The organism is Photobacterium sp. (assembly GCF_057456235.1).
On record NZ_JBVCPH010000002.1, the window covers coordinates 192,072 to 216,625 of the forward strand.

18 protein-coding genes and 1 tRNA gene are annotated in these 24,554 nt (G+C 46.7%); 9 read left to right on the top strand and 10 right to left on the bottom strand.

What is annotated here, in order from left to right; genetic code table 11:
- Positions 1 to 15: 15 nt before the first annotated feature.
- The 5 genes from AC2204_RS03530 to AC2204_RS03550 all read right to left on the bottom strand — a co-directional run bounded on the left by AC2204_RS03530 (position 16) and on the right by AC2204_RS03550 (position 6,783).
- Positions 16 to 1,905 (bottom strand): methyl-accepting chemotaxis protein, encoded by a 1,890-nt coding sequence (locus AC2204_RS03530; protein WP_318924108.1) that lies wholly within the window; start codon positions 1,903 to 1,905, stop codon positions 16 to 18.
- Positions 1,906 to 2,436: 531 nt separating this feature from the next.
- Complete coding sequence (locus AC2204_RS03535) at positions 2,437 to 3,204, bottom strand: amino acid ABC transporter ATP-binding protein (protein ID WP_318924109.1); 768 nt, start codon at positions 3,202 to 3,204, stop codon at positions 2,437 to 2,439.
- 17 nt (positions 3,205 to 3,221) lie between these two features.
- The gene (locus AC2204_RS03540) at positions 3,222 to 4,316 is read right to left on the bottom strand and encodes an amino acid ABC transporter permease (protein ID WP_318924110.1); all 1,095 of its coding nucleotides are present in this window, start codon (positions 4,314 to 4,316) and stop codon (positions 3,222 to 3,224) included.
- 6 nt (positions 4,317 to 4,322) lie between these two features.
- Complete coding sequence (locus AC2204_RS03545) at positions 4,323 to 5,624, bottom strand: amino acid ABC transporter permease (RefSeq protein WP_318924111.1); 1,302 nt, start codon at positions 5,622 to 5,624, stop codon at positions 4,323 to 4,325.
- A gap of 109 nt (positions 5,625 to 5,733) precedes the next feature.
- Entirely contained in the window at positions 5,734 to 6,783 is a 1,050-nt protein-coding gene (locus tag AC2204_RS03550; protein ID WP_318924112.1) for an amino acid ABC transporter substrate-binding protein, read from the bottom strand.
- Positions 6,784 to 7,324: 541 nt separating this feature from the next.
- Here AC2204_RS03550 and AC2204_RS03555 point away from each other — a divergent pair.
- Positions 7,325 to 7,627: an isoamylase early set domain-containing protein gene (locus tag AC2204_RS03555; RefSeq protein WP_318924113.1), complete on the top strand. Its 303-nt coding sequence runs from the start codon at positions 7,325 to 7,327 to the stop codon at positions 7,625 to 7,627.
- A 180-nt stretch (positions 7,628 to 7,807) separates the two neighbouring features.
- On the opposite strand, the gene citX is transcribed toward AC2204_RS03555, so the two are convergent.
- Entirely contained in the window at positions 7,808 to 8,344 is a 537-nt protein-coding gene (gene citX / locus AC2204_RS03560) for a citrate lyase holo-[acyl-carrier protein] synthase (protein ID WP_318924114.1), read from the bottom strand.
- Positions 8,345 to 8,380: 36 nt separating this feature from the next.
- Positions 8,381 to 9,460 carry an alanine racemase gene (alr, locus tag AC2204_RS03565; protein ID WP_318924115.1) on the bottom strand — a complete coding sequence of 360 codons (1,080 nt, stop codon included), beginning with the start codon at positions 9,458 to 9,460 and terminating at the stop codon, positions 8,381 to 8,383.
- 869 nt (positions 9,461 to 10,329) lie between these two features.
- Between alr and dgcN the strand changes: the two genes are divergently transcribed.
- From dgcN to amyS, 8 genes are all read left to right on the top strand, one after another.
- Positions 10,330 to 11,340, top strand: a complete 1,011-nt coding sequence (gene dgcN / locus AC2204_RS03570; RefSeq protein WP_318924116.1) for an N-acetyltransferase DgcN — start codon at positions 10,330 to 10,332, stop codon at positions 11,338 to 11,340.
- Between the two features lies 1 nt (position 11,341).
- Positions 11,342 to 12,316, top strand: coding sequence for an N-acetyl-D-Glu racemase DgcA (gene dgcA, locus AC2204_RS03575; RefSeq protein WP_318924117.1), 975 nt, complete (start codon positions 11,342 to 11,344; stop codon positions 12,314 to 12,316).
- Positions 12,317 to 12,372: 56 nt separating this feature from the next.
- Positions 12,373 to 13,230 (top strand): D-amino-acid transaminase, encoded by an 858-nt coding sequence (locus AC2204_RS03580; RefSeq protein WP_318924118.1) that lies wholly within the window; start codon positions 12,373 to 12,375, stop codon positions 13,228 to 13,230.
- Between the two features lie 89 nt (positions 13,231 to 13,319).
- The gene (ald, locus tag AC2204_RS03585; protein ID WP_318924119.1) at positions 13,320 to 14,432 is read left to right on the top strand and encodes an alanine dehydrogenase; all 1,113 of its coding nucleotides are present in this window, start codon (positions 13,320 to 13,322) and stop codon (positions 14,430 to 14,432) included.
- 576 nt (positions 14,433 to 15,008) lie between these two features.
- A tRNA-Ser gene (locus tag AC2204_RS03590) sits at positions 15,009 to 15,099 on the top strand.
- 542 nt (positions 15,100 to 15,641) lie between these two features.
- Positions 15,642 to 16,586, top strand: coding sequence for a lipase family alpha/beta hydrolase (locus tag AC2204_RS03595; protein ID WP_413466664.1), 945 nt, complete (start codon positions 15,642 to 15,644; stop codon positions 16,584 to 16,586).
- Between the two features lie 3 nt (positions 16,587 to 16,589).
- The gene (locus AC2204_RS03600) at positions 16,590 to 17,462 is read left to right on the top strand and encodes a lipase secretion chaperone (RefSeq protein ID WP_318924120.1); all 873 of its coding nucleotides are present in this window, start codon (positions 16,590 to 16,592) and stop codon (positions 17,460 to 17,462) included.
- A 206-nt stretch (positions 17,463 to 17,668) separates the two neighbouring features.
- On the top strand, positions 17,669 to 19,192 hold the full coding sequence (amyS, locus tag AC2204_RS03605) for an alpha-amylase (RefSeq protein WP_318924121.1): 1,524 nt from the start codon (positions 17,669 to 17,671) through the stop codon (positions 19,190 to 19,192).
- A gap of 249 nt (positions 19,193 to 19,441) precedes the next feature.
- Here amyS and AC2204_RS03610 read toward each other — a convergent pair whose 3' ends face one another.
- From AC2204_RS03610 to dsrO, 3 genes are read right to left on the bottom strand one after another with little or no spacing between them, the layout of a single operon-like run.
- Positions 19,442 to 22,534 carry a tetrathionate reductase subunit A gene (locus AC2204_RS03610; RefSeq protein WP_318924122.1) on the bottom strand — a complete coding sequence of 1,031 codons (3,093 nt, stop codon included), beginning with the start codon at positions 22,532 to 22,534 and terminating at the stop codon, positions 19,442 to 19,444.
- A gap of 17 nt (positions 22,535 to 22,551) precedes the next feature.
- Positions 22,552 to 23,655: an NrfD/PsrC family molybdoenzyme membrane anchor subunit gene (gene nrfD, locus AC2204_RS03615; RefSeq protein WP_318924123.1), complete on the bottom strand. Its 1,104-nt coding sequence runs from the start codon at positions 23,653 to 23,655 to the stop codon at positions 22,552 to 22,554.
- A complete protein-coding gene (gene dsrO, locus AC2204_RS03620; protein ID WP_318924124.1) occupies positions 23,652 to 24,419 on the bottom strand; it encodes a sulfate reduction electron transfer complex DsrMKJOP subunit DsrO in 768 nt (255 codons plus the stop codon). The genes nrfD and dsrO overlap by 4 nt, the downstream gene beginning before the upstream one ends.
- Positions 24,420 to 24,554: the final 135 nt, after the last annotated feature.

Consider the following 24,554-nt stretch of genomic DNA (forward strand, 5'->3'; position numbering starts at 1 on the left):
CAGTTAATTGCTAAATTAAACAACGAAAGTGGATACTTTAGCATTGAGTTGTGCGGCTTGATTACTTAGCGACTGTGCTTGCTGACGAGCTGCCTGGGCATCATCGGCAAGCTGATCCGTCACATCTTTAATCGATGTTGTATTTTGAGTGATTTCATCCGTCACTTGGGTTTGTTCTTCGGCTGCAGTCGCAATCTGGGTTGCCATATCACTGATTAATGCAACGGAATCATTGATCTGTTCAAGCGCCGCCGTTGCCTGATCTGCATCTTCAACCGAGCACTGGGCCAATTTAGAGCTGGTTCCCATCAAGCCAACCGCTTTAGATGTTGTTTGCTGCAAGGTTGCAATCATGCTCTGAATTTCTTCCGTTGAAGTGTGGGTGCGCTGTGACAAGACACGCACTTCATCGGCTACAACGGCAAAACCTCGACCTTGCTCACCCGCTCGAGCCGCTTCAATTGCAGCATTTAGGGCCAATAAATTTGTCTGCTCTGCAATACCCTGAATTGTCGACAATATACTGTTGATCCCTTGTGCATGTTCATTCAACTCGCTGATAACGTCCGTCGCCTGATTCACTTCTTCAGCAAGGTTGTTAATTGAGGCCCGGCTCTGTATGACCAGCTCACGACCGCTATTGGTGTGAGCTGTTGAATCTTGTGCGACACGAGCCGTTTGCTCGGCGTGAGAGGCAATCTCTTGCGTTGCTGAAGCCATTTCAGTTACAGCTGTCGCGACCATGCTAATTTCATCTTGCTGACGGTTTAATTCATAAGCAGACTTGTTTGCAAGGCTCTCGCCAGCTTCGGATGCCTGACTTAGCTCTGCACCTTGGGTTCGAATATGACCGATTAAGACCTGTAAGCTTGCAACAAACTGATTGAAGTTACGGGCTAGATCACCGACTTCATCATTTGAATCAAGCGTGATACGTTGGGTTAAATCACCACCGCCCTTAGCAATAACCGACAGCGCACTTGATACTTGCTGTAATGGCTTAAACAGGTAAGCACATAGCATGTTAAACAGAAACACGCAGATAACGACAACCAGTAGTGTCATCAACATCTGCTCATATAAAGTATTATAAAGAGGAGCAACAACAGAGTTGTAATTAACGACGATCACTGTCTTTAGGTCAGTGCCATGAATGGGAGAGACAAAGATATACCTGTCTTGACCGGTAATCCGTATTTTTTTAACGTAACCCTCACGAGCTATGCGTTTGAGCAGAGAGTCTGTTAATTCTTGGTCTTTTACCGTTACTGACTTGTTTAATAATGAGGTATCGGCGTCAGCAAAAATATTACCTTCGCTATTTGCAATGAACATATAGCCTTCGCCAGGCAGTAACACGTCATCAAGCTGCTTTATGATGCTAGACATTTCTACATCGGCACCTAGAACGGCTTGCTGACCAAAAATAGTGATAGCCTTGGCCATAGAAACCACGCTGGCCCCGGTGGCGGCGGCGACAGTTGGGTTCTCGACGGTTACTGTACCGTTTAGCGTGATTGCATGTTGATACCAGCCCCACTCACGGGGATCATCATTGCCCGGTGGTAAAATAACGTTATTAGCATTCTCCTGAGTCCCATCAGGAAAAGCTAAGAAAACATTATCAAAACCTGCTGAATCTCGAACTTGCTGAAGGCGTTGAAAAAGCGTTTCTCTTGTAATAGTGACTGGCATTGCAGACAGGGCTGCGCCTTTTGCATCCATCCAGTCAGCCACATAGTAATTATAAGCGGAAGCGGCACTTTTAAGCCGCTCGTTAATATCGTCGTCTAAGCGACCGAGGGAGGAAAAGAAGGAGAGCACAGTGACGACAAGAGCGCCGATAATTATGGCAGCACTAGCTGACAGCGCCAACTTTTGCCTGAGTGTCATGTTAAACATCATTATCCCTATGTTATGTAAAGTAAAAATAGCACTTAGCCGCTATTATTTTGGAGCTCGAATAAAATCGAGCTAATTATACATATTTAAGATTCAAAAACCTCTCAAATTCGTACGGTTAATTCCTTTAAGGGATACTGCTAGCTTCTTTAATTTATCGGCGTTTTTTTACATCAGCGAAAAATATAAACATGTCATCCTGGAATAGATTGGCATATATCCGGGATCCAGTTTTGACCTTGTGCTTCTTAGAAACCGTATAAGTTCGTTTCGCTTCTTGCGGGGGGACGATGTGTGGTGACGGAATTTAACAATGTGCAATGTACGGTAAAGGTGGTAGATATTGGTAAATCGACGCCAATTTATACCTTGTTGTCGATACCCGTTAGGCATTCTTTATGGACGTAAATCAGGGGGTAATATTTGTATCGGCGATAATAGTTGTTTGTATATAGCTCTGCAGGTTGCTGCTGATGTGAAAAATAAAAAAGGCGCCTGGAAGGGCGCCAAAAGGAAGTTGCGTGCAAGAACAACTTAATGAATGATCTGCTGTAAAAAGTTCTGGGTGCGATCAAATTGGGGGTGACTAAAAAATTCTTCCGGTGTGTTTTGCTCGATAATCTCGCCGGCATCCATGAAGATGACCCGATCGGCGACTTCGCGGGCAAACCCCATTTCATGGGTGACACATAACATGGTCATGCCGTCTGATGCCAGTTCACCCATAACATCCAATACTTCGCGGACCATTTCCGGGTCGAGGGCTGACGTTGGTTCATCAAACAACATGACCTGGGGCTGCATGCACAACGAACGCGCAATGGCGACACGCTGCTGCTGGCCGCCAGAGAGTTGGCCGGGATATTTGTGCGCCTGTTCGGCGATACGCACCCGTGTCAGGTATTCCATGGCGAGTTCTTCCGCTTCTTTTTGCGCCATCTTTTTCACCCAAATTGGCGCGAGGGTGCAGTTCTCTAATACCGTCAGGTGAGGAAAGAGGTTAAAATGCTGAAAGCACATCCCCACCTCACGGCGTACCAGTTCGATATTTTTCAGATCATCCGTCAGTTCCGTTCCTGCCACTTTGATCTGGCCGAGCTGATGTTCTTCAAGGTGATTGATACAACGTATCATGGTTGATTTTCCCGAACCAGATGGTCCGCAGATCACAATTTTTTCCCCTTTCTTAACATCCAGATTAATGTCTTTTAAGACATGAAAGTCACCGTACCATTTATTGACCTTCTGCAGGCGGATCACTGAATCCGGCGCGACACTCTGATAAACACTCTTCTTTAACATGTTAACTTCCTTGTAAATTATCGATGGCCGGTGTGGAGTTTATTTTCCAGATGGAGGCTGTATCGAGACATCCCAAAACACATTACCCAAAAGACCAATGCAGCAAACAGGTAACTCTCTGTCGAAAACCCAAGCCATGCCGGATCGCTGTTTGCCGACTGGGCAATACCCAAGACATCGAACATACCGATGATCAGTACCAGGCTGGTGTCTTTCAGCAAGGCGATGAAAGTATTCACAATCGATGGAATACTGATTTTCAATGCCTGTGGCAAGATCACCAACCGCGTTTTTTTCCAGTAGCTCAGGCCCAATGCCTCTGCTGCTTCATACTGGCCTTTAGGGACAGATTGCAGACCGCCACGGATCGCTTCTGCCATGTAAGCGGAGTTAAACAGCACCACGCCGATCAGGGCCCGTAGTAATTTATCGATCTCGGTACCGCCAGAGAGAAACAGTGGTAACATTACTGATGCCATGAACAGTACCGTGATCAATGGGATACCACGCCAGAACTCGATATAAATGGTGCTCATACTACGTAACACAGGCATCTCAGAGCGCCGGCCGAGTGCCAGAACGATCCCAAAAGGCAGTGAAGCCAGAATGCCGGTTAAGGCTATAATTAGGGTGACCAGCAAGCCGCCCCACATGTGGGTACTGACAACCGGTAAACCAAATACGCCACCATGCAGCAATAATGTTGAGATCACTGGAAACGGCAGCACGGTGAACCCCAGTGCCCACTTTTTGTGGGGGAGGCGTTCTACGAGTAGCCATGTCATGAGTCCGGCTAGCAGAGCAAAGAACAGTACCGGACGCCAGACCTCTGCCTCGGGGTAAAAGCCAAACATAAACTGTCCAAAACGCGCCTGAACAAATACCCAGCAGGCGCCTTCGCGGGAGCAGTCCTCACGGGTGACACCGACCCAGTCAGCATTGAGGACTGTCCATTGCAGAATGCGACTGGCTCCAATAATGATCATTCCGAGTAATGCGGCACTTACCACGGTATTCAACGCGCTGGAAAATAGATTCTTGCGCAGCCAGGCTGAGCTGCCTGTGATTTGCGACGGAGGTGCATCCGATGGTGCAAAATGAAATTTTCTCATAGCGGGTTACCTCTCCACCAACGCAATCTTGCGGTTATATATATTCATTAAGAGCGATGTCAGTAAACTGATCGTCAGGTACACCGCCATGGTCATGGCGATAATCTCGATGGCCTGTCCGGTTTGGTTTAACGTGGTCCCGGCAAATACCGACACCAGATCGGGGTAGCCAATGGCCATCGCCAGTGAAGAATTCTTCACGAGGTTGAGGTATTGGCTGGTTAACGGAGGAACAATTACCCGCATTGCCTGAGGAATGACGATCAGACGCAAGGTATGGCTTGTTTTCAGCCCCAAAGACCCGGCAGCCTCTGTTTGTCCGTGATTGACCGAACGAATACCGGACCGAACAATTTCAGCGATAAACGAGGCGGTATAGATACACAGTGCAATTAACAGGGCAAACAATTCTGGCATTACGCCAATACCGCCACGAAAGTTGAACCCTTTGAGTTCTGGAAACTCCAGGCTGATGGGGTGCCCTGCCAGCAGGTATGTGATGCTTGGTATCGCTACCAGCACACCCAGAGAATAACGCCAGGTATGGATCTGGACGCCGCTTTGTTGCTGCTTACGACGAGCCCAAAGCTGAATTGCCACAACAATGCTTAGACTCATGACCAGTGCGGCAATGACCACTTGATAGCCGGTCTCAAACACAGGGGCGGGCAGAAATAACCCTCTGACATTGAGGAAAATCATATCACCGAGTGCCAGGCTCTGTCTTGGTGATGGAAGCGCCTGCAAGACAACGAAATACCAGAATAAAATTTGCAACAGCAGCGGGATATTACGAAATATCTCGATGTAGACGTTAGCCAGGCGGCTCAATAGCCAGTTCTTCGACAACCGGGCGATACCAACGGCAAAGCCAAGTATTGTGGCAAAAGTAATACCCAACACCGCAACCAGTACGGTATTTAACAGTCCCACCAAAAAGGTACGGCCGTAGGTATAGCTTTCGTTATATTCAATCAGTGACATTCCTATCCCAAAGCCGGCGGTTTGGTTCAGGAACTCAAAACCGGTAGCAATTCCCCTTTGCTCGAGATTATCCAACGCGTTATTAACAACCGTGTATAAAAACAGCCCGACACTCAGAATAAGTAAAGCCTGAAAGAATATTGATCGCACGCCGGGATGATATATTAGCGAGCGAAGGTTAAATGATGGTTTGCTATTTTCTGCGTGAATCCCGCACTCCTGTGTTTTATTTTTAACGGAGGCTTGATCGTTAATTTTTAATAATTCGTTTTGAGCTTTGTCTTTATTACTGACAGTATAAAATTCTGCTTCACTCAGTGTCATACAACTACCCTATTGATACTATGGGGTGCTAACCCATACCTTTCGGAAGCGGACTAACCAGCGGGTGAGGCCAAAGCCTCACCGCATACTTCATCTTAAATTTACGTGGCTAGCGGACCGGGGGAGCGTACATAATGCCGCCATCAACCCATAGCGCATTCAAGCCACGAGCAATTTTCAACGGTGAACCGGTGCCAACCGTACGTTCAAAACTTTCGCCGTAGTTACCCACTTGTTTAATGACTTGATAAGACCAATCATCGCTCAAGCCAAGACCCGTACCTTTAGGACCATCCAACCCAAGCAGGCGGCGGACATTGGGATCGTCTGATTTCATCATAGTTTCAATATTCTGCGTAGACACACCATATTCTTCCGCATTCACCATCAGGCTCAGTGTCCACTTCACGATGTTGAACCATTTGTCATCACCTTGTCGAACCACGGGACCCAGCGGCTCTTTTGAGATCACTTCAGGCAGAACAACTGCTGATGTCGGATCAGCGAGCTTTATACGCAGAGAGTAAAGCTGTGATTGGTCAGAAGTCAGTACGTCACAACGACCCGCTTCAAAGCCTTTAACGGTCTGATCTGACGTATCAAATACCACAGGCTTGAAGCTCATGGCGTTAGCCCGGAAGTAATCTGCCAGATTTAATTCGGTGGTCGTACCCGACTGAATACACACAGACGCGCCATCAAGTTCTTTGGCCGAGGTTACCCCCAGATCTTTATCAACCATGAAGCCCTGACCATCGTAGTAGTTCACGCCGACAAAGTTGATACCCAAGGCGCTGTCACGCTGCAGTGTCCAAGTGGTATTGCGTGACAGTACATCGATTTCACCGGACTGAAGAGCCGTAAAACGTTCTTTTGCCGTCAGTGGAATAAACTGTACCTTAGTAGCATCTTCCAACACGGCAGAAGCGACGGCTCGGCAAAATTCCACATCAATGCCTTCCCACTTACCTTTAGCATCGGTGCTAGAGAAGCCCGGTAAGCCGGTACTGACGCCACATTTTAAGATACCGGCTGATTGAATCTTGGCCAATGTTGCCGAATCACTTGGAGTACCAGCATATGCTGTAGAGACGACTCCAGCCATTAATAATGATGATGTAATCAAAGATGCAGAAAATAATTTTACTGTTTTTTTCATGGTGACATCCTGTCTTTTTTTGAACAAGGTAGTGTTTATGTTTAAGCGGTTTTTCATATATGAATTACGGGCTCCACTGATTTTATTGTTTGTGTTTTGTTATTCATAAATAGGTGGTTTTTGTTTCCTGTTTCCTGTTTCTTATTTTGCAATCGTTATGCCATGAAAATACCAGAATCATGAATAGTGCAGTGTTTAGAGTTTTATTCCGATAATGTCCGGGTGTTAGGAGTGATTAACTATAAAATTTAAATTTAATGAAATATAAGGAATGTCATTATTTTATTGAGGTTTGCCGCACGACCATAACAGTGCACACCTGCACCATTTTAGTTTCAATCGTAAATATCTGATGCACCAACCTATAGCAATGAAAGCTCAAAATAGTGAGTAATATTAAAAGAGGGTGAAATAGCGACACTTCTAACGTTAGGTTGAACTTAAAATGGGCGTTCATATATGTGACTTAAAGAACGGTTGATGTATTAATTTTACTTGGTTATTATTTTATGGTTTAAGAAAATTTAAGAAGGAATTTAAAGTGATCAAAAAACGATTTTTCAAAACTAAAGATGAAGTAGAAGTGACATTTGAATGGCCTAAGGGGGATATTAACAATATTGCTCTTGCTGCTGATTTTAATCAGTGGCAAGCAACACCGATGAAGCTAAATAAAAAAACAAAAACCTATAACGTTAAAGTTAGGCTGCCGAAAAATCAGAGCTATCAATTTCGTTATATTATAAATGAAAGCCTGTGGGAAAATGATCCAAAAGCCGATGGCTATATCAAAAATAACTACGGTGACGATAATAGTATCTTATCAACATCAGTAACGGTATAGAATGCCCCAAAGGGCCGCCAGAAGACAGCCTCTTGATCACAGCTTGTGAACAAGAGGTTTCATCAACCGCTGATCCCAGGATAGTTTGTAAATTGCCCTTCTTTCTGATCGCGTTGGCCATTTTCGCGATAGGGTCATCTTTCCTTTCCCGGAGATTCACAATAATACGAAGCTGTAAGCTTAAACACGCTCTACCATCGCTCTGATTTTTTTGAGGTGTTCATCGAGATCATGATGGTGAAAACGATCGAAAATCGTTTTTTCTTTACCGCAAATAAGGCATTTTCTTTTCGGCATCTGATAGCCGGAACGTGAAATGGTTTGCCCATCGGTATCTAAGACATCCAGGTTCATGAGCCGACCGAGCTGATGTCCATGCTCAATTTTTATCATTGCGGCTTTTAAAAGGGTGCCTGAAGGCGCATCTATAATAAAAATGGCTTCTGGGCCGGTCATTTTATGCAGTATTTGCCTTGTCGTGATTGACCAACCACGATCGGCGCAAGCGAGAGTAAGTGCTTCAATCCCTTGCTCGAATATCGTCTTTGACTGAGAAGTGTTTTTTGCTGGCCCCGGAATATTAATCGTGAATGTCACTAAGGGCTGTGAGTAACGTTTCAGCCAATCCTGTTGTCTCTGTATCCTGTCTTCTACATTGACAAGGTGCTCAAATAAACCAGTGGCAGGTGCTGTTTCTGCATCAGAAAATATAAGCATAATTTCCCCTTTTTCTTATATGAGTCATTGAATTGATTAGTATTGATAGTGTTTGAAAACCCTGCCTGTCAGTTTGATCACCAGCTCATAGGCAATGGTGCCAATATGCGTGGCGACTTTTTCAATGGGCAGCTCTGAGGTACCCCAGAAGATCACCGAATCGCCGGCTTTATCATCGGCATTCGGGCCAAGATCGACCGTAAGCATATCCATAGAAACTCGACCGACAATGGGCACGATACGGCCATTAACCCATACGGGGGTACCTTCGGGCGCTGACCCCGGGTAGCCATCACCATATCCCATGGCCACCACGCCAATTTTTGTATTACGTGGTGAAGTCCAGATTTCGCCATAGCCAACGGGTTCGCCGAGTTGATGAGAACGGACTGCGATCAGCCGGGATCGTAACGTCATCACTGGGCGCAAACCTTGCTTAGCACCAGATCCATTACGCTTTGGTGAGATACCGTATAACGCGATCCCTGAACGAACCTGATCGAAGTGGGAATTGGGCCAGAATAAAACCCCGGCAGAGTTGGCGAGGGTTTTCTCTCCGGGAAATGCCCGGGTCAACTTTTCAAAACGGTGTAGTTGATCAAGGGTGGTTGTTGAATCCGGCTCATCGGCGCAGCTGAAGTGGGTGATAAACCCCGGCTCACCGTCAAGATTATCGCAAGCCTGTAATCGCGCCACGTAGCCTGAAAGTTCATCGGGATGTACGCCAAGGCGGTGCATCCCGGTATCGACTTTTAACCAGGTTTTGATTGGTCTTGTTAGTTGCATTGACTCCAGCGCGGCGAGCTGCTCTGGGTGATGAACAACGGTTTGTAAATTTTGCTCGGCGGCAATGATTAAGTCCTCTGAGCAAAAGCAGCCTTCTAGCAACAAGATTGGTTGTTGGATCCCGTCAGCTCTGAGTGATAACGCTTCTTCTAGGCGAGAGACGGCAAACATGTCTGCTGCCGGTAAGGCTTTCGCAATCTGGCTGGCGCCATGGCCATAGCCATCCCCTTTGAGAACCGCGATCAGCTTACTGTTCGGGCAATACCTTTTTAGCCTCTGGTAGTTGTGGTGCAAGGCTTGCAGATTGATCACGGCTTCAGCAGTTACCATACTTACTCCCTGTTGTTGCTTATGTGGTTGCAAAATCACGATGAAGTACTTGTAGTAAAAGGCAATAAACAGGCCAAAACAAATAGAATCAAAAATAAAGTACGGGATATGGGGGAAATTGAAGAGGTGTTTCAATTGAATATGTTTGAATATTTTTGATATCAACCTCAGTTGGATCTTAAATAGTGATAAAAGTTGTTCTGCACGCCATAAGCCGCCAATAGTAGTGATTTGCTCGCGGCTGCACTGCCAGTGTAATACTGATTGTCGTCTGGGCTTGGTGACATTCTGGCCTCGGTATTATCAGGCAGTTCCTCTTTGCATAATGTTATATGGTGCACTATAAAAATACATTTGCATCAGTTTAGTGCATTAATTGAGTGAGAAGTGATAGTTAAAAGACCAGGTGTATTTCAATAAAGCCAGATAATTAACTTAATTTATGCTGTCGAGAGAGAATTATTGAAGGGTACATTAAATCCGAACAATAACGGCAATGATGGCGTTTCTGCCTTCAAATTTATATCCGTCATCCAAAAAATATCAAGCTAAGAAATCGATTTTTCCAGTATGAAAATTCACAATAATCATATTAGATACATATTCTAACTATTGTCGCTCATAAAGAATAAAGCTCTTTATAGTGTGGTGTTATATAGAAGAGTAAAGCTCAGTATGACCACCTGAAAATTTTCAGCCATTCTGATTAGGTCATGGTGTGATTAGGACGGTTTTTGGAAATAAATATTGCCCCATGGACAAAAGTGTCACGGTTCTTGCTGGTAAGTGTTTGAGGGAATAACCGGTTTCTATTGTTCGAATTGAAACGATGGAGACAAACATTTAGTTATGTTTCAGGAGAGATATACATGGAACTTAAAAAGCCTTACTTGCTATTTCTTGGTGATGCCGCCGATCCTCTTGCCGCCAAAGTTGCTCAGGGGATCAAACAGTGGCACCCGGAACATTGTGTCGGTCAGTATCGCCTTTCTGGCTGTCAGGCAGACTGCGGGCTATCGGATATGGATATTACTGAGGCAAGCGATGCTGGTGCGAAAACCTTAGTGGTTGGAGTGGCTAACCGCGGAGGCATCATTTCTGAACAGTGGCTGGGTGTTTTGCTTGAAGCGCTTGACGCGGGGATGGATCTGGCTGCAGGCCTGCACAATCGCCTGAATGATATTCCCGAGCTGGTTGACTGCGCTAGCCGTGCTGGCCGTCAGCTGTTCGATGTTCGTTATCCGAGCCAAAGTTTTCCGGTGGCCAATGGCCGTAAGCGTACGGGCAAGCGTCTGCTGACAGTGGGTACTGATTGCTCCTGCGGTAAGATGTACACCTCGCTGGCAATTGAAAGAGAGATGCGCCGGTGCGGCATGAATGTCGATTTTCGCGCTACCGGTCAGACAGGGCTCTTGATCAACGGGGGCGGTGTCAGTGTCGACTGTGTGGTGTCGGATTTTATTGCTGGGGCGGTCGAAGTTATCACTCCGGATAATGTTGCGGATCATTGGGATATCATTGAAGGTCAGGGTTCTCTGTTCCACCCGTCATTTGCTGGCGTGACGACAGGGTTGATCCACGGTGCTCAACCCGATGCGCTGGTACTGTGCCATGAACCCACCCGAACCCACATGCGGGGTTTACCCGACTATGCCCTGCCTGAACTAAAAGCTTGTATGCAAGCCAATTTGGCAACCGCGAGGCTGACCAACCCTGATGTACGTTTTGTTGGGGTTTCGGTCAATACTTCCCAGCTTGAAGCCGCTGAAGCAAATTACATTATGGATAAAATCGAAACCGAATTAGGGCTTCCTGTCGTAGACCCATTTCGCCAAGGGGTTGATCGCATCATCGATCAACTCAGCGAAGGGAGAAAATGAAATGAAAATCCGACGCTATACCCAAAGCTGGCCGATCCGAGGCAGCTTTACAATCGCCAGGGGAAGCAGAACCCAAGTTGACGTGGTTATCGTCGAGCTGGAAGGGCAGGGCATAACCGGTCGAGGTGAATGTGTACCCTATAGTCGTTATGGTGAATCGGTGGCCACGGTATTGGCCCAGCTGGAACAGGTGATCCCTCAGCTTGAAGCTGGGCTTGATCGGATTGACCTGCAGGAGCTGCTTCCAGCAGGTGCAGCGCGCAATGCGCTGGATTGTGCTTTCTGGGATTGGGAATGTAAAGCTGCCGGTATGTCAATTTGGCAACGTCTGGGGTTGAGTCCGGAGCCTTTGGTTAGTGCTTACACACTTTCTTTGGACACCCCAGCCAAGATGGAACTTGTTGCACGGGAGCATGCAGCTCGCCCCTTGCTGAAACTGAAGCTTGGCGGTGCTGGCGATCTGGATCGGGTGGCTGCGGTGCGTCGAGGTGCACCCAAGGCAAAAATTATTCTCGACGCCAATGAGAGCTGGACTCCGGCACTTTATCAAGCGTTGGTTCCAGAACTGGTTAAGCTGGGTGTCACGATGATCGAGCAACCTTTACCGGCCGCAGAAGACGCCATACTGGCTGAGTTGCCGCATCCAATTCCCCTATGCGCCGATGAATCTTGCCATGATCGGCAGAGCCTTCCGGCGTTGATTGGCCGTTATGAAATGATCAATATCAAAACCGATAAAACCGGCGGTCTGACTGAAGCTCTGGCACTTAAACACGAAGCCGAACAAGCGGGTTTTGAAATCATGGTGGGCTGTATGCTTGCCACTTCTCTGGCCATGGCTCCGGCTTTTGTGGTGGCTCAAGGGGGGCAAATAGTCGATTTGGATGGGCCGTTGCTGCTTGATATTGACAGGGAAAACGGATTTGAATTCACTCAGCAAAAAATGCAGGTATTTCAATCTGGCTTATGGGGTTAAAGTTTCGTTAAATGGACAAAATTGTACTAGAAAAATAGAATAAGAGGGAACAAATTATGGAACGCATTGTTTATTTGAATGGTAAATATGTCAGCGAAGCGGATGCGAAGATCTCTATCTTTGACCGGGGCTTTTTGTTTGCTGACGCGGTATATGAAGTCACTGCTGTGCTGGATGGAAAATTAGTGGATAACGCCGGCCATCTGGCGCGCCTGAAGCGCTCCTGTGACGAGGTGGATTTAGAGCTGCCGGTGACGGCTGAAAAGTTGACGTCTATCCAAAAAGAGCTGGTCAGATTAAATAATCTTGAAGAGGGGGGAATTTACCTTCAGCTTAGCCGTGGTAATGCCGGTGACCGTGATTTTGCCTATCCCGCAGAGACTAAGCCAACTTTAGTTTTATTTACTCAGGCTCGCTCTTTGCTGGAAAGCCCGAAAGCGGAAAAAGGCATTAAAGTTATTTCATTGCCCGATATCCGCTGGAAACGGCGAGATATTAAAACCGTGGGTCTGCTCGCACCCTGTATGGCGAAACAGGCCGCGTTATCGGCTGGTGCTGACGATGCGTGGCTGGTGGAAGATGGCTATGTCACCGAGGGCAGCGCTAACAATGCCTATATCGTTACCGCAGACGGCACGTTGGTGACTCACCACCTTAGTAACGATGTCCTTCATGGGATAACTAGAAAAAGCCTGCTGAAATTGGCAGAGGAGGCTGGTATTCAAATTGAAGAGCGCAGATTTACCATAGAGGAGGCCTGTGAGGCCAAAGAAGCATTCATCAGCTCTGCAACCACTTTTGTCTGGCCGGTTATCAGCATTGACGATTACCCAATTGGTGATGGTAAGCCAGGACCAGTAGCGAGCATGCTGCGCACGATTTATATTGATATCGCCCTATCCTCGGCAGATTAAGTTCTACCATTGGTTGCTTAGAATATCCGTCGCCTTCATGAATATTCGTTCTACACTCAAAAGATAATAAATTTTGAGGAGTCTTCGGCATGGATATTGGCGTTATCAAGGAGATAAAAAACAGAGAGAACCGTGTCGCCCTGACCCCGAACGGGGCAGAGGCACTGGTGGCAGCCGGGCATACCGTGAAAATCGAGACGGGGGCCGGTGATGGCTCTGGCTTTTCCAATGAAGCCTATCGAACGGCTGGGTGCCAGATCGTTACGGTTGATACTGCCTGGGATAGTGAGCTGGTACTAAAGATCAAGGAGCCGCTGATAAGTGAATATCCCTACCTTAAAAGTCAGATCCTCTTTACCTATTTTCACCTTGCCGGAGTAGATCGAGCTCTTACCGAGGCGTTGTTGAATGGCGGAACGACGGCTATCGCTTACGAAACTGTTGAGAATGACCGAGGAAAGCTTCCCTTGCTGGCACCAATGAGTGCTGTTGCCGGTAATATGGCAATCACGATAGGTAGCTACTATCTGGCTAAATTTGCTGGAGGCAAAGGGATGCAGCTTGGTAGTGTCATGGGCAAGCGTTACGGAAAGGTCGTTGTACTTGGCGATGGTGTTGTCGGTCGTCATGCCGCGAAAGTTGCCGCCGGAATGGGTACTAATGTGGTGATATTTACCCGGCACCCCGACCGCAGCTCTGAACTGAAGCAAGATATATCAGGAAACCTTCGCGTGGTTTTGTCGTCGCCAGAGGTGATTGCAAAAGAATTGTTGGACGCCGATCTATTGATAGGAGCCGTGTTGTGTCCGGGTAGCCGTGCGCAGCACGTGGTATCAGAATCCATGGTGGCCACCATGCAACCAGGTAGTGTGATTGTTGATGTCAGTATTGATCAGGGCGGATGCATTGAAACCTCCCGGCCAACGTCGCACTCTGCTCCGGTTTTTCAGGAGCAGGGGGTCACTCACTACTGTGTAACTAATATGCCGGGAGCCTACCCGAGAACCTCGACAATAGCATTGACCAGCGCCACTTTAGATTACGTATTGCGCCTGGCCTCGGGAGGAATATCTGAATTAAGAAAGGATAACGGCTTCGGTAAGGGGCTCAACACTTACCATGGTCACATCACGTGCCGGCCGGTAGCGGAGAGCCTTCAGATGTTATCAAGATTCAGAGCATTCTCGGAAATTACCGGTTAGGGATCTGTTCTGAGCGTATTCTCAATTAAGATTGCTTTTTAGATTTTGCATCTTTGAGGATTTCTCTGATACGTTTATTAGATACTCGTTTAGCCATAAATAAACTCCTTCTTAATAATTAAAATCGGATACGCTAATTTGGATCGGGCGGTAATAACTATAGTTAAAGCGTAATACCTCCGATCTGACGTCAGTATTAATCCCTAGATATAAATGGAATACTGTCGTTCTGGTTTCAATATACAGAACTAAGTGATAAAGAGTATTTATAATTGCTGATTTTTCGCAGATATCAACTGCTATGTTTTATATAAATCTCTGAGCATTTGTTCTGGCTCGGTTTTAATTTTTGAATTATACAGCGAGGATAAAATAAACTCTTATGATTATGACACTAATAGGGGTTTTATAATTTTTATACAAAATGTGATGTTAGCCGTAAACTGAGGGGAAGGTTGACAATCTTCTTCGGTAGGCATTACTTGTGACCACTTTGTTCGTTTATTGCCCGATCGTCACTTATGTGGAAATTAAAACTTTACACTATTTCGAGCTGTCTGTATTATTCGCCGCACTGGAGAGATGGCTGAGTGGTTGAAAGCACCGGTCTTGAAAACCGGCATACGTTTATAGCGTATCTAGGGTTCAAATCCCTATCTCTCCGCCACTTTATGATGAAAACGGGAACTGAGAAATCAGTTCCCGTTTTTGCGTTTGCGATAGTATAAATCATCGCCATATTACAGCCATTGAATTCAATTTTTTTTGCTAAGTTAATATAGTTGCGATCAACCGTTGCGAGTAGCAGTTGCTTCAGTGATTCCTCATCAGCCGTTTTGATATAGTTCTGTATATTCAACACGAACTGTTCTAGATGTTTCTTTCCAAATTTTCGATCTGAACCAGCAGAAGCGACACTCACTCTCTCGGCCAGTTTTAATACATCGGCTTTAAAATCAGCAGAATGGATAGTGCGTTTTTCCTTGTTTGTCATGATTCACCTCATTAAGGATGTTACTCACTTAATTCAGTGTCTGAAACTGCCGGGACAGATCATGAGTTCGAATTCACAAAACAGAGATTTATTTGCAACGGTAAGCTTACATTACTGGTTGCATATTAGTCTTTTTGAACGTTATCACAGATAGACAAATTGAAAAGGAATTAAGCTTGCTTTACCTCATCCGAGGACTGACAAGGAGAAGTTACGTGAAAAAATATCTGATTCTACTCATAACACTGGTTTTACTGCCTTTTACTGCCCTGGCATTTTCTAACTATGCACAAGCTGAGACTAAAGGGTACACCGAAACCCAATATCCTATCGTTTTAGTTCATGGCTTATTCGGCTTTGATACCCTTGCAGGTGTCGACTACTTTTACGGGATCCCATATGCGCTTAGTAAAAGCGGCGCTAAAGTCTATGTTGCTCAAGTTTCCGCAACAAACAGTACAGAACTGCGAGGAGAGCAGTTGCTGGAGCAAGTGGAAAATGTGCTTGCAGTAACCGGAGCTGAGAAAGTTAACCTTATCGGCCATAGTCATGGGGCTCCGACAGCCCGTTATGTAGCGTCGGTTTCACCGGAACTAGTCGCTTCTGTTACTAGTATTGGTGGGGTGAATAAAGGCTCGGCCGTTGCTGATATTGTACGCGGTGTTGTGCCAGAAGGCTCTGTCGTAGAAGGCTTATCCGAGAAACTTGCGGCTGGCCTAACCACACTCATCGGCTTGTTATCTGGCGGTTCAGATTTACCGCAAGATGGTTTAGCTTCTTTGGAGGCTCTGACTACTGAGGGCTCATTAGCGTTTAATGTTTTATACCCGGAAGGCGTACCTACCTCGGCATGCGGTGAAGGTGAATTCTTGGCTAGTAACGATGTCTATTATTATTCTTGGTCAGGAAGCTCAACTTATACCAATATGTTGGATCCTATTGATCCGGCGCTGGCGATTTTGGGATTGGCTTTTAGCGAGCCTACTGATGGCCTTGTCGGGCACTGTAGTTCACACCTTGGAAAAGTGATTCGTGATGATTACAAAATGAATCACCTTGATGAAATTAATGGCCTTCTTGGGATACATCATCTTTTTGAAACAGATCCGGTTACACTGTATCGCCAACATGCTAATCGACTTCAATTACAAGGACTGTAATTCATGAAAAAGACTACGTTAGCTATAGTGGGTGTAATAGGGCTGCTTGTTGGCGTAGTCTTGTTATCGGATTTAACCAACATAGATAAACCGGGAGTACAAGTACGTTCTCAAGGCGACACAACTGTTGATAACGAAAGCCCCAAGGATTTATTTGAGTACATGCTGTCAGGTCTCGGCGAGTCAGATCTGCCTGGTATTGAAGCAAATTTCAAAACATATTCAGAACTGAATAGAAATATAATGCTTGAACAAGGGATGGATGAAGCTTTATTTGAAAAGTACCTGGCTTACAAACAAGCCTTACTTGAGTTTGCGCCACAATACACCGATGTCGATTTAAACACTTTAAGCGACCTACATCAGTTATTGCTTGCACTTCAACAGCAAATTTTCACTTCGGATGAAATCAAAAGAATTTTTAGCGATGAGAATATGCTACGTGAGCTGGCAATAAAAAAATTAACAATAACTCAGCAGGCAGGAAGTCCCGAAAAAATATACGAACAGTGGCAAGCTGAACTTGATAACCTGTCTCCCAATATAAAAGAAGCATTTAGCAATGCGGCTCTATTAGGCAGCATACAGCAAACGACCACTTTGGAGAGTCGGGAACGTTTTTTAGTCAGGCAGGAGTTGGTAGGACAAGAAGCTGCTGCCCGGCTGGAAGCCTTAGATCAACAACGTGTAATTTTTAATATGAAGGTGAAGGATTACTTGGCTGAACGCCTGTCAATCATAGAAAACACTTCGTTAGACAATGAGATGAAAGTTAGCAGTATAAACGAGCTACGACGACAGTGGTTTGATGACAAACAGCAGAAAAGGGTGCAGGCCCTGGAGAAAATTAGCGATAGTAAAGTGGTCACTCGTTAGTGAGTTTACACTTGATCTGAAGACTTAAAACTAAAGTTAATTATAATTATTTAATGTCCCATCGGATTATTGGCATCAAGCCCAAAAATCTGATCTTAATGACTGCACGGAATGACAAGTCGATCAAATATTGACCACGCCTATATATGAAGAGCCACATCAATCCTTTATAAAGCGAGATAATAATTAAAACAAAGGAATGAAACATGTCGTGCTATAAAATTAAACGTGGTCTGACTTTATCTATTACCCTGCTGCTATCTTTCAGTGTCAATGCATCTGAAAACGGAACCATGATGCAATACTTCCACTGGTACAACAGTAATGATGGGACGTTATGGAGTGATGTCCAAAATCACGCACCAGATCTTGCACAAAACGGTATTACGGCACTTTGGCTGCCACCCGCCTATAAAGGTGCCGGCGGTAATTCCGATGTCGGTTATGGTGTGTACGATATGTATGATCTGGGTGAGTTTAATCAGAAAGATTCTGTGCGAACCAAATATGGTACAAAAGAGCAATACCTTACTGCTATTAGCGAAGCCCATAAAAACAATATTCAAATCTATGGTGATGTTGTATTCAACCATCGTGGAGGAGCGGACAATAAAGTATGGGTAGATACTAAGAAAGTTGACTGGGACGACAGAAACAAAGAAATCGGCGACAAATGGATTGAAGCCTGGGTTGATTTTACCTTCCCGGGAAGAAACGATAAATACTCCAGCTTTCACTGGACCTGGTATCACTTTGATGGCGTAGACTGGGATGATGCTGGCAAAGAAAAAGCAATATTTAAGTTTAAAGGCATCGGCAAAGGGTGGGACTGGGAAGTCAGTTCAGAAAAAGGCAATTATGATTACCTGATGTATGCCGATTTAGATATGGATCACCCTGAAGTTAAGCAAGAGCTAAAGGATTGGGGCGAATGGTATATCAATACAACGGGAGTTGATGGTTTCAGATTAGATGCAGTAAAACACATCAAGTATCAATACCTACAGGAATGGATCCAATATCTGCGAAACAAAACAGGTAAAGAATTGTTTACTGTGGGTGAATATTGGAATTATAACGTTAATAATCTGCATAATTTCATCACTAAAACACAAGGTACGATGTCGTTATTCGACGCGCCGTTGCACATGAACTTTTATCAGGCATCGAAATCCGGTGGTAACTACGATATGAGACAACTCATGGACGGCACCTTGATGAAAGATAACCCTGTTAAAGCTGTTACTATTGTCGAAAACCATGATACGCAACCGCTGCAGGCATTAGAATCTACCGTCGATTGGTGGTTCAAGCCGTTGGCCTACGCCTTCATTTTGTTGAGAGAAGAAGGCTACCCCAATGTCTTTTATGCCGATTACTATGGCGCACAGTACACGGACAAAGGGCATGACATCAATATGGTACCGGTGAAGCACCTGAAAGAGTTAATCACAGCACGAAAAAATTATGCCTACGGTAAACAAAACAACTATATGGACGATCCGAACATTATCGGCTGGACGCGTGAAGGCGATCTGGAACATCCACAGTCCATGGCTGTTATCATGACCGATGCGGCAGGTGGTGGTAAATGGATGTACGCAGGTAAAGCGAGCACCGAATTTAAAGATCATCTGTCTAACAGATCAGAAAGCGTATGGACGAACAGCGATGGCTGGGCATACTTCCCCGTTAATGGTGGGTCCGTTTCAGTTTGGGTAAGCAAATAACGCAACCATGTTGCTCATCCTCATCGGGGGATGGGCCTCGTCGGCAAAGGTATTAACTTTCGGCGGGATCACGATATCGGCGTCCGGGAAGTGGTCTTCAACCGTCTGAAACACTGCATTAGTATCAGTTTTTTATCCAGAAACAACACTGTGAACCGACACGATAAAAGATAGGCGCTCTTTTTCCATCGAATGATAGGAAAAGAGCGCCTTAGGCCGAGAGTTTTAGCTGAAGTGCCGAGCTATGACTTATGCTTTACGAATTTTGGCTGGCAGAGACTGACGTGCTGCGGCACCAACCACCCAATCGAGCATGACGCCTTTCCCTTCTCTGGTTGGATCGATCAGGCCAATATCGTTGATATTCACGCCGTCATAGCCGTTGGTTTTGGCAGGCTGTTGTTTGTCACCAATCCAATGTGCACGCTGACCGAGTTCGGTATGGCCAAAGCCGTGTTCGAAGCCCAAGGTTCCCGGTCGAATCCCAGTTAATACCATGGCCAACGCTTTGATGCTGGCATTAGGCGTTTCGATGATAAACGGGTCACCGGTTTTGATGCCGGCTTGCTCGGCATCGCTCGGGTGGATGTAAACCGGATTGACACCTTTGAGCGAGTTCAGTCGTGGCGACAGGTTAGACACGGCACTGTGAATGTTGGATTTAAAGTTGGTCAGGCTGAATGGCCAATCTGAGCTTGGGTACTGCGTTTCAAGTGGTGTACCGTCAGCGAGTTTTTGAGGATGCCACGTTGGGCAGCCAGTATAAAATTCGCCGGTCATAGTATTTCTTGCGCTGCCGACACGTTCATTCCAGATCGCGATTGGACGATTCCATTTGTATTTCATCTGGTCGCCTCTATACGTTTCGGTTGCATTTTCAAAGCGTCCGCCCCGGGCAAAAATAAATGCCACGCGCTTCATTTCATCCGCAGTCAGTGTTTTTTGCATGCTTGGCAGTAGACGCTCAAGGCCTGACCAGGCAATATCTTCTGCAGTTACTGGCGGAACGCCTCCTTTGACATACGCCAGGTTTGCTGCTGAGCGCAGGTAGAAGTCTTCCGCAGAATGAATACCGTGCCATTGGCCGTTACTCCCCTGAATAGCGTTGTCACCAAAACCGCCCAGCTGCATTTTTTTTGCTACATCAATCAGGAAGTTTTCGAGACAGATTCTGCGACCGTCAGCGGTTTTTTCTGTGCGGGGCTCAACAATTGGCCAGCGCGCAGTGATCGATTTCACTGGCACGCCATGCCAAGGTGTTGCCATGCCCCAACTTTCGTAAGTGACCGTGTCAGGTACGATGTAATCTGACAGGGCAGTGGTTTCGTTGATGAAGGCATCGACTGAGATCAACAATCCTAACTGCTTTGGGTCTTTCAGTTTGTCTTCTAGTAGTGTTTTCAGCCCCGGTACGCCATAGATCGGATTCGCCATGTGGTTGATCCATGCTTTGGCGCGATAAGGGTAGCCATCAACCGCGGCGGATAAGTGTTCGGTCAGAAGCGGAGCCGAAATGGGATACCAGGGAGCGCGAGTTGGGTATGGCGATTCTCCTGCTGCGACGCGGCGTTTGTATTCGCTGGTTTTGTGATATGGAAATTTACTGCGCGATAGGAAGATGCCTTTTGGTGCGGTTTTACCGGCAAATTTGGTGAAGTCGTAACGCGGGCCATTGGCTGAGGTTGGGTAGCCGCCGGCTTTTGCCATGGCCCCGCCCTTCATGTTGATGTTTCCGATCAGTGCATTGAGCATCAAAATGGTGAACGCATTGTAGAAGCCATTGGTGTGCATGTTGCCACCATGGGTATCGACGATAGCTCTCGTTCCATGACTGGTAAAACGTTTCGCCAGTTCGATGATTTGAGGGACTGGAATTTCACACTGTTTGCTGTAGAAATCTAGATCGTATTTGAATGCTTCTTCCTTCAAACGCTGCAGGGAAGATTTAACCCGAACAGAACCCGACGCTAGCGTTACGTCGCGATCGATAAACAGAGCCGCGGGATCTGTTTGGGTGTGTAAACCGAATTCGTCGCTTTGGGCATCGACGATGACATAGGGATCAGAGTCTGATAATGCTTTACCTTCAAATGACATGTCCAGATCCGATGCGCGCAGAAAGGTGCCGTTACGAGGGTGTTTTTCATCACTGATAACTAGGTGAGTTGCGTTACACCAATGCGCCGTGCCTGCACGTTGCATCGCATTGACGCCAGGTTGAGCGAGGAAGGTTTTGTTGTAGCGCTCGTGGTCGATGATCCACTGAATCATGCCCAGAACCAACGCTGAATCGGTGCCCGGCTTGATTGGCAGCCAATGGTTGGTGTCTCCGGCCGCCAAGCTTGAAGAGCCTGCCGGTAAAGTCGGCGTGATGATCGTATATTCAAGGTTGCCTTCAGTACGGGCTTTCGCGAGTTGGCGAGCCTGACGTTTGAACGGGTTGCCCGCCTGGGCTGGCGACATTCCAATAAAAATCACGTATTCCGCGTTGTCGAAGTCTGGCTTCAAGTGCGCGTACTTATCCAGATCGTTCATTAATGCGCCGCTGCCTGCGCGGAAAGCGTAGCCACAATAAGAGCCATGGTGACCAAAGTTGCGCGTACCATAGCTGTTGAAGGCAAAACGTTTAAAGATGTCATCACGCCCTTCGTTGCCCGCATTCGTCATCAATAATTGGTTGGCTTTCGGGCCATATTCGGGATTTTGCGGATCGACAGGGGTCTCAAGATCGCGAATATCTCGCAAGCCGTCGACATGACCCTCACCAAATAAGTCGCCACCTTCTACCACTTCTTCGATCAATTGCTCGTAACTGATCGGCTCCCATTTACCTTCGCCTCGTTGACCAACACGTTTAAGGGGCTGGGTGATGCGATATGGACTGTTGCGAACTTCCAACATGCCGTTGCCACGAGCACAGGCGGTTGAGCGTCCTTCTAAACCAGATTCGCCTGCCATGCTCAGATATGCCTCTTTCACTGGCGTTTCGAAAGGAATGTGCTGTTGATGGGATAGGGGGTGGTAAGGATTTCCCCCAATTCGCAAGATTTCATCGTTGCGATTATCGATGCGTACCCTTAGCCCACACAGCGTCCAGCAACCAAAACACATTGACGGTGCCACGCGTTGATTCGGGTTTGGGATTAAGTTGCCTTTGTCATTGACCTTGTATTCTGGCTCCAGTGAGTTGCCGTGGTGAATATCACGGGTTTTCTTACCTGCAGTGCCTTCAACCACTCCTTCTATCATGTGTTTTGTGGTAGTGGAATAGCCTGCAGCAAAGGCACCAAGTCCACCGATGGCAAGGCCAGATTTCAAAAACTGACGGCGTTTGTTCTCCATAATGAAATCCTTTTAAATCAGTGTTCGGTTAAGGGGGTATGTGACAATGGTTTTTGTACTGGCTGGATCAGTTCAGAGCTCAGTAGTGCAAGCGCGAGCCAGAGTCCCAGCATGCCAATAATGCCCAGTAATCCGTTGCTTCCGATCGGGAAATCGTACGGATAAGGGCCAACATCAAATTTGGCGATGGTTTGAACTTCCATCATGGTGATCCAGCGAACCAGCCAGGTGGTCGTCAATGCCCCAATAGACATGATGATCAGGCCCATGATGCGATAGTTGTCACGTAGCATGATGAACGAAAGCAGTACACTGCCCAGCAATGTTGCGGTCAGCAAAGCGATGTTGTTGACCCACAGAGTGTCTGAATATAGTGAAAATGCCGCATTGTTCGATGCCCAGATAGGGACGAGCAATAACGCCAATACCCCGCAGATCGCTGTACATTGCCTTAAGAGGCGGGTATCGCCCGTCGTTAGTGCTTTTTCTTCCTTATCGCTAGGAAACAGCATCCAGATCAGCAATGAGAAGCCAACCGCACCAATGAATGCGGTGACAAACCATATTATCGGTGACGCTGGCTGGTGCCACAGAGAGCGTGATTGAACAACAGCAATTTCAGCGCCCGTGTACAGAGCGATAGTTAGGCCTGATAAAACGGTAACCACGGCTGCTATTAGCATGGTTCTACGGCTCGTTTCCCACTGACCCAACGACAACTTGGAAATCAAAGGCAGGATTTTGCCGGAATGATTACTGAGGCTCATCAGATCCTTACGCAGGTACAGCCATGCTGTGACAACTGCCAGCCCGGAGAAAACGGGCAGAAATAGAGAACCAAGTGACATCCAGGACCAAGGCGTTATATGAGCGTAGAAGTGCCAGGCGCGTCCCGGCTGGTGCAGGTCGCCTGTTAACGCTAATGGGCCAACGATGGCACCAATGGCGAGGGTCAGCACCAGTGCTGCTCGAAGGCGATGACTGGTATGATTGTCAAACAGCAACGCAATCAGAAACAGCATTGCAGCAGCGTAAGCTGAGCCGATGTAAAAAAAGTATTGGACGGCCCACGGAAGCCAGGCAATCGCCTGAGGTTGAACTAATACTTCGGTAATGTTCATGCCTTTTCTCCTTGCGGATCGTAAATTGCGGGTTGACCTTCAATTCGTTGTGTAAAGCGTTCGTTCATGCCGATGTAGAAGACGTGTGGTTTTGTATCTTCATCCGGCTTGAGTACTTTGATGTCTTCCTGATGTTCGCTCATCAGACGACGGATCTCACTTGATGGATCGTTCAGATCACCAATCACGCGAGCACCGCCGACGCAGGTTTCCACGCAGGCAGGTAATAGCCCCTCTTCTAAGCGATGCGCGCAGAACGTGCATTTGTCTGCGGTCAACGTATTTTTATTGATGAAGCGGGCATCGTAAGGGCACGCTTGCACGCAGTAGGCACAAGCGACACAGCGGCTGTTGTCGACCATGACGATGCCGTCTTCACGTTGGAAGGTGGCTTGCACCGGACATACCGCAACACACGGCGGGTTATCACAGTGGTTGCACAAACGTGGCAGCATAAGCGATTTTACTTCTTGGGTGGCTTTTGAGCCGTCTTCAAGTGTGACTTCATATTGCTTTACTGTGGTACGGAATTGGCCGATAGGGGCTTGGTTTTCGATGCTGCACCCGACGGTACACGCTTGGCAGCCTACGCATTTACGTAGGTCGATAATCATGGCGTAACGCTTGCCAACCTGACCTTTGCGATCGGGTTCGTTGTTGTTTCTAATAACGACCCCGGCCGTTGCGGTACCAATACCGGCAATGGGTATCAGCGCCGCACCCGCGGTGACGACGCTGAGGAAACGACGTTTGGTGGAATCCATAACTCACCTGCTAAGATTGATTAGTGCTTGTTTTCATTGTCAGAAATGCAGCGCTAAGTCGATATAGTGGATTTCCACATACCCCGCTCAAACTTGATCTAAAACAACTGTGGGTCACCCCATCTTGCTGCTATT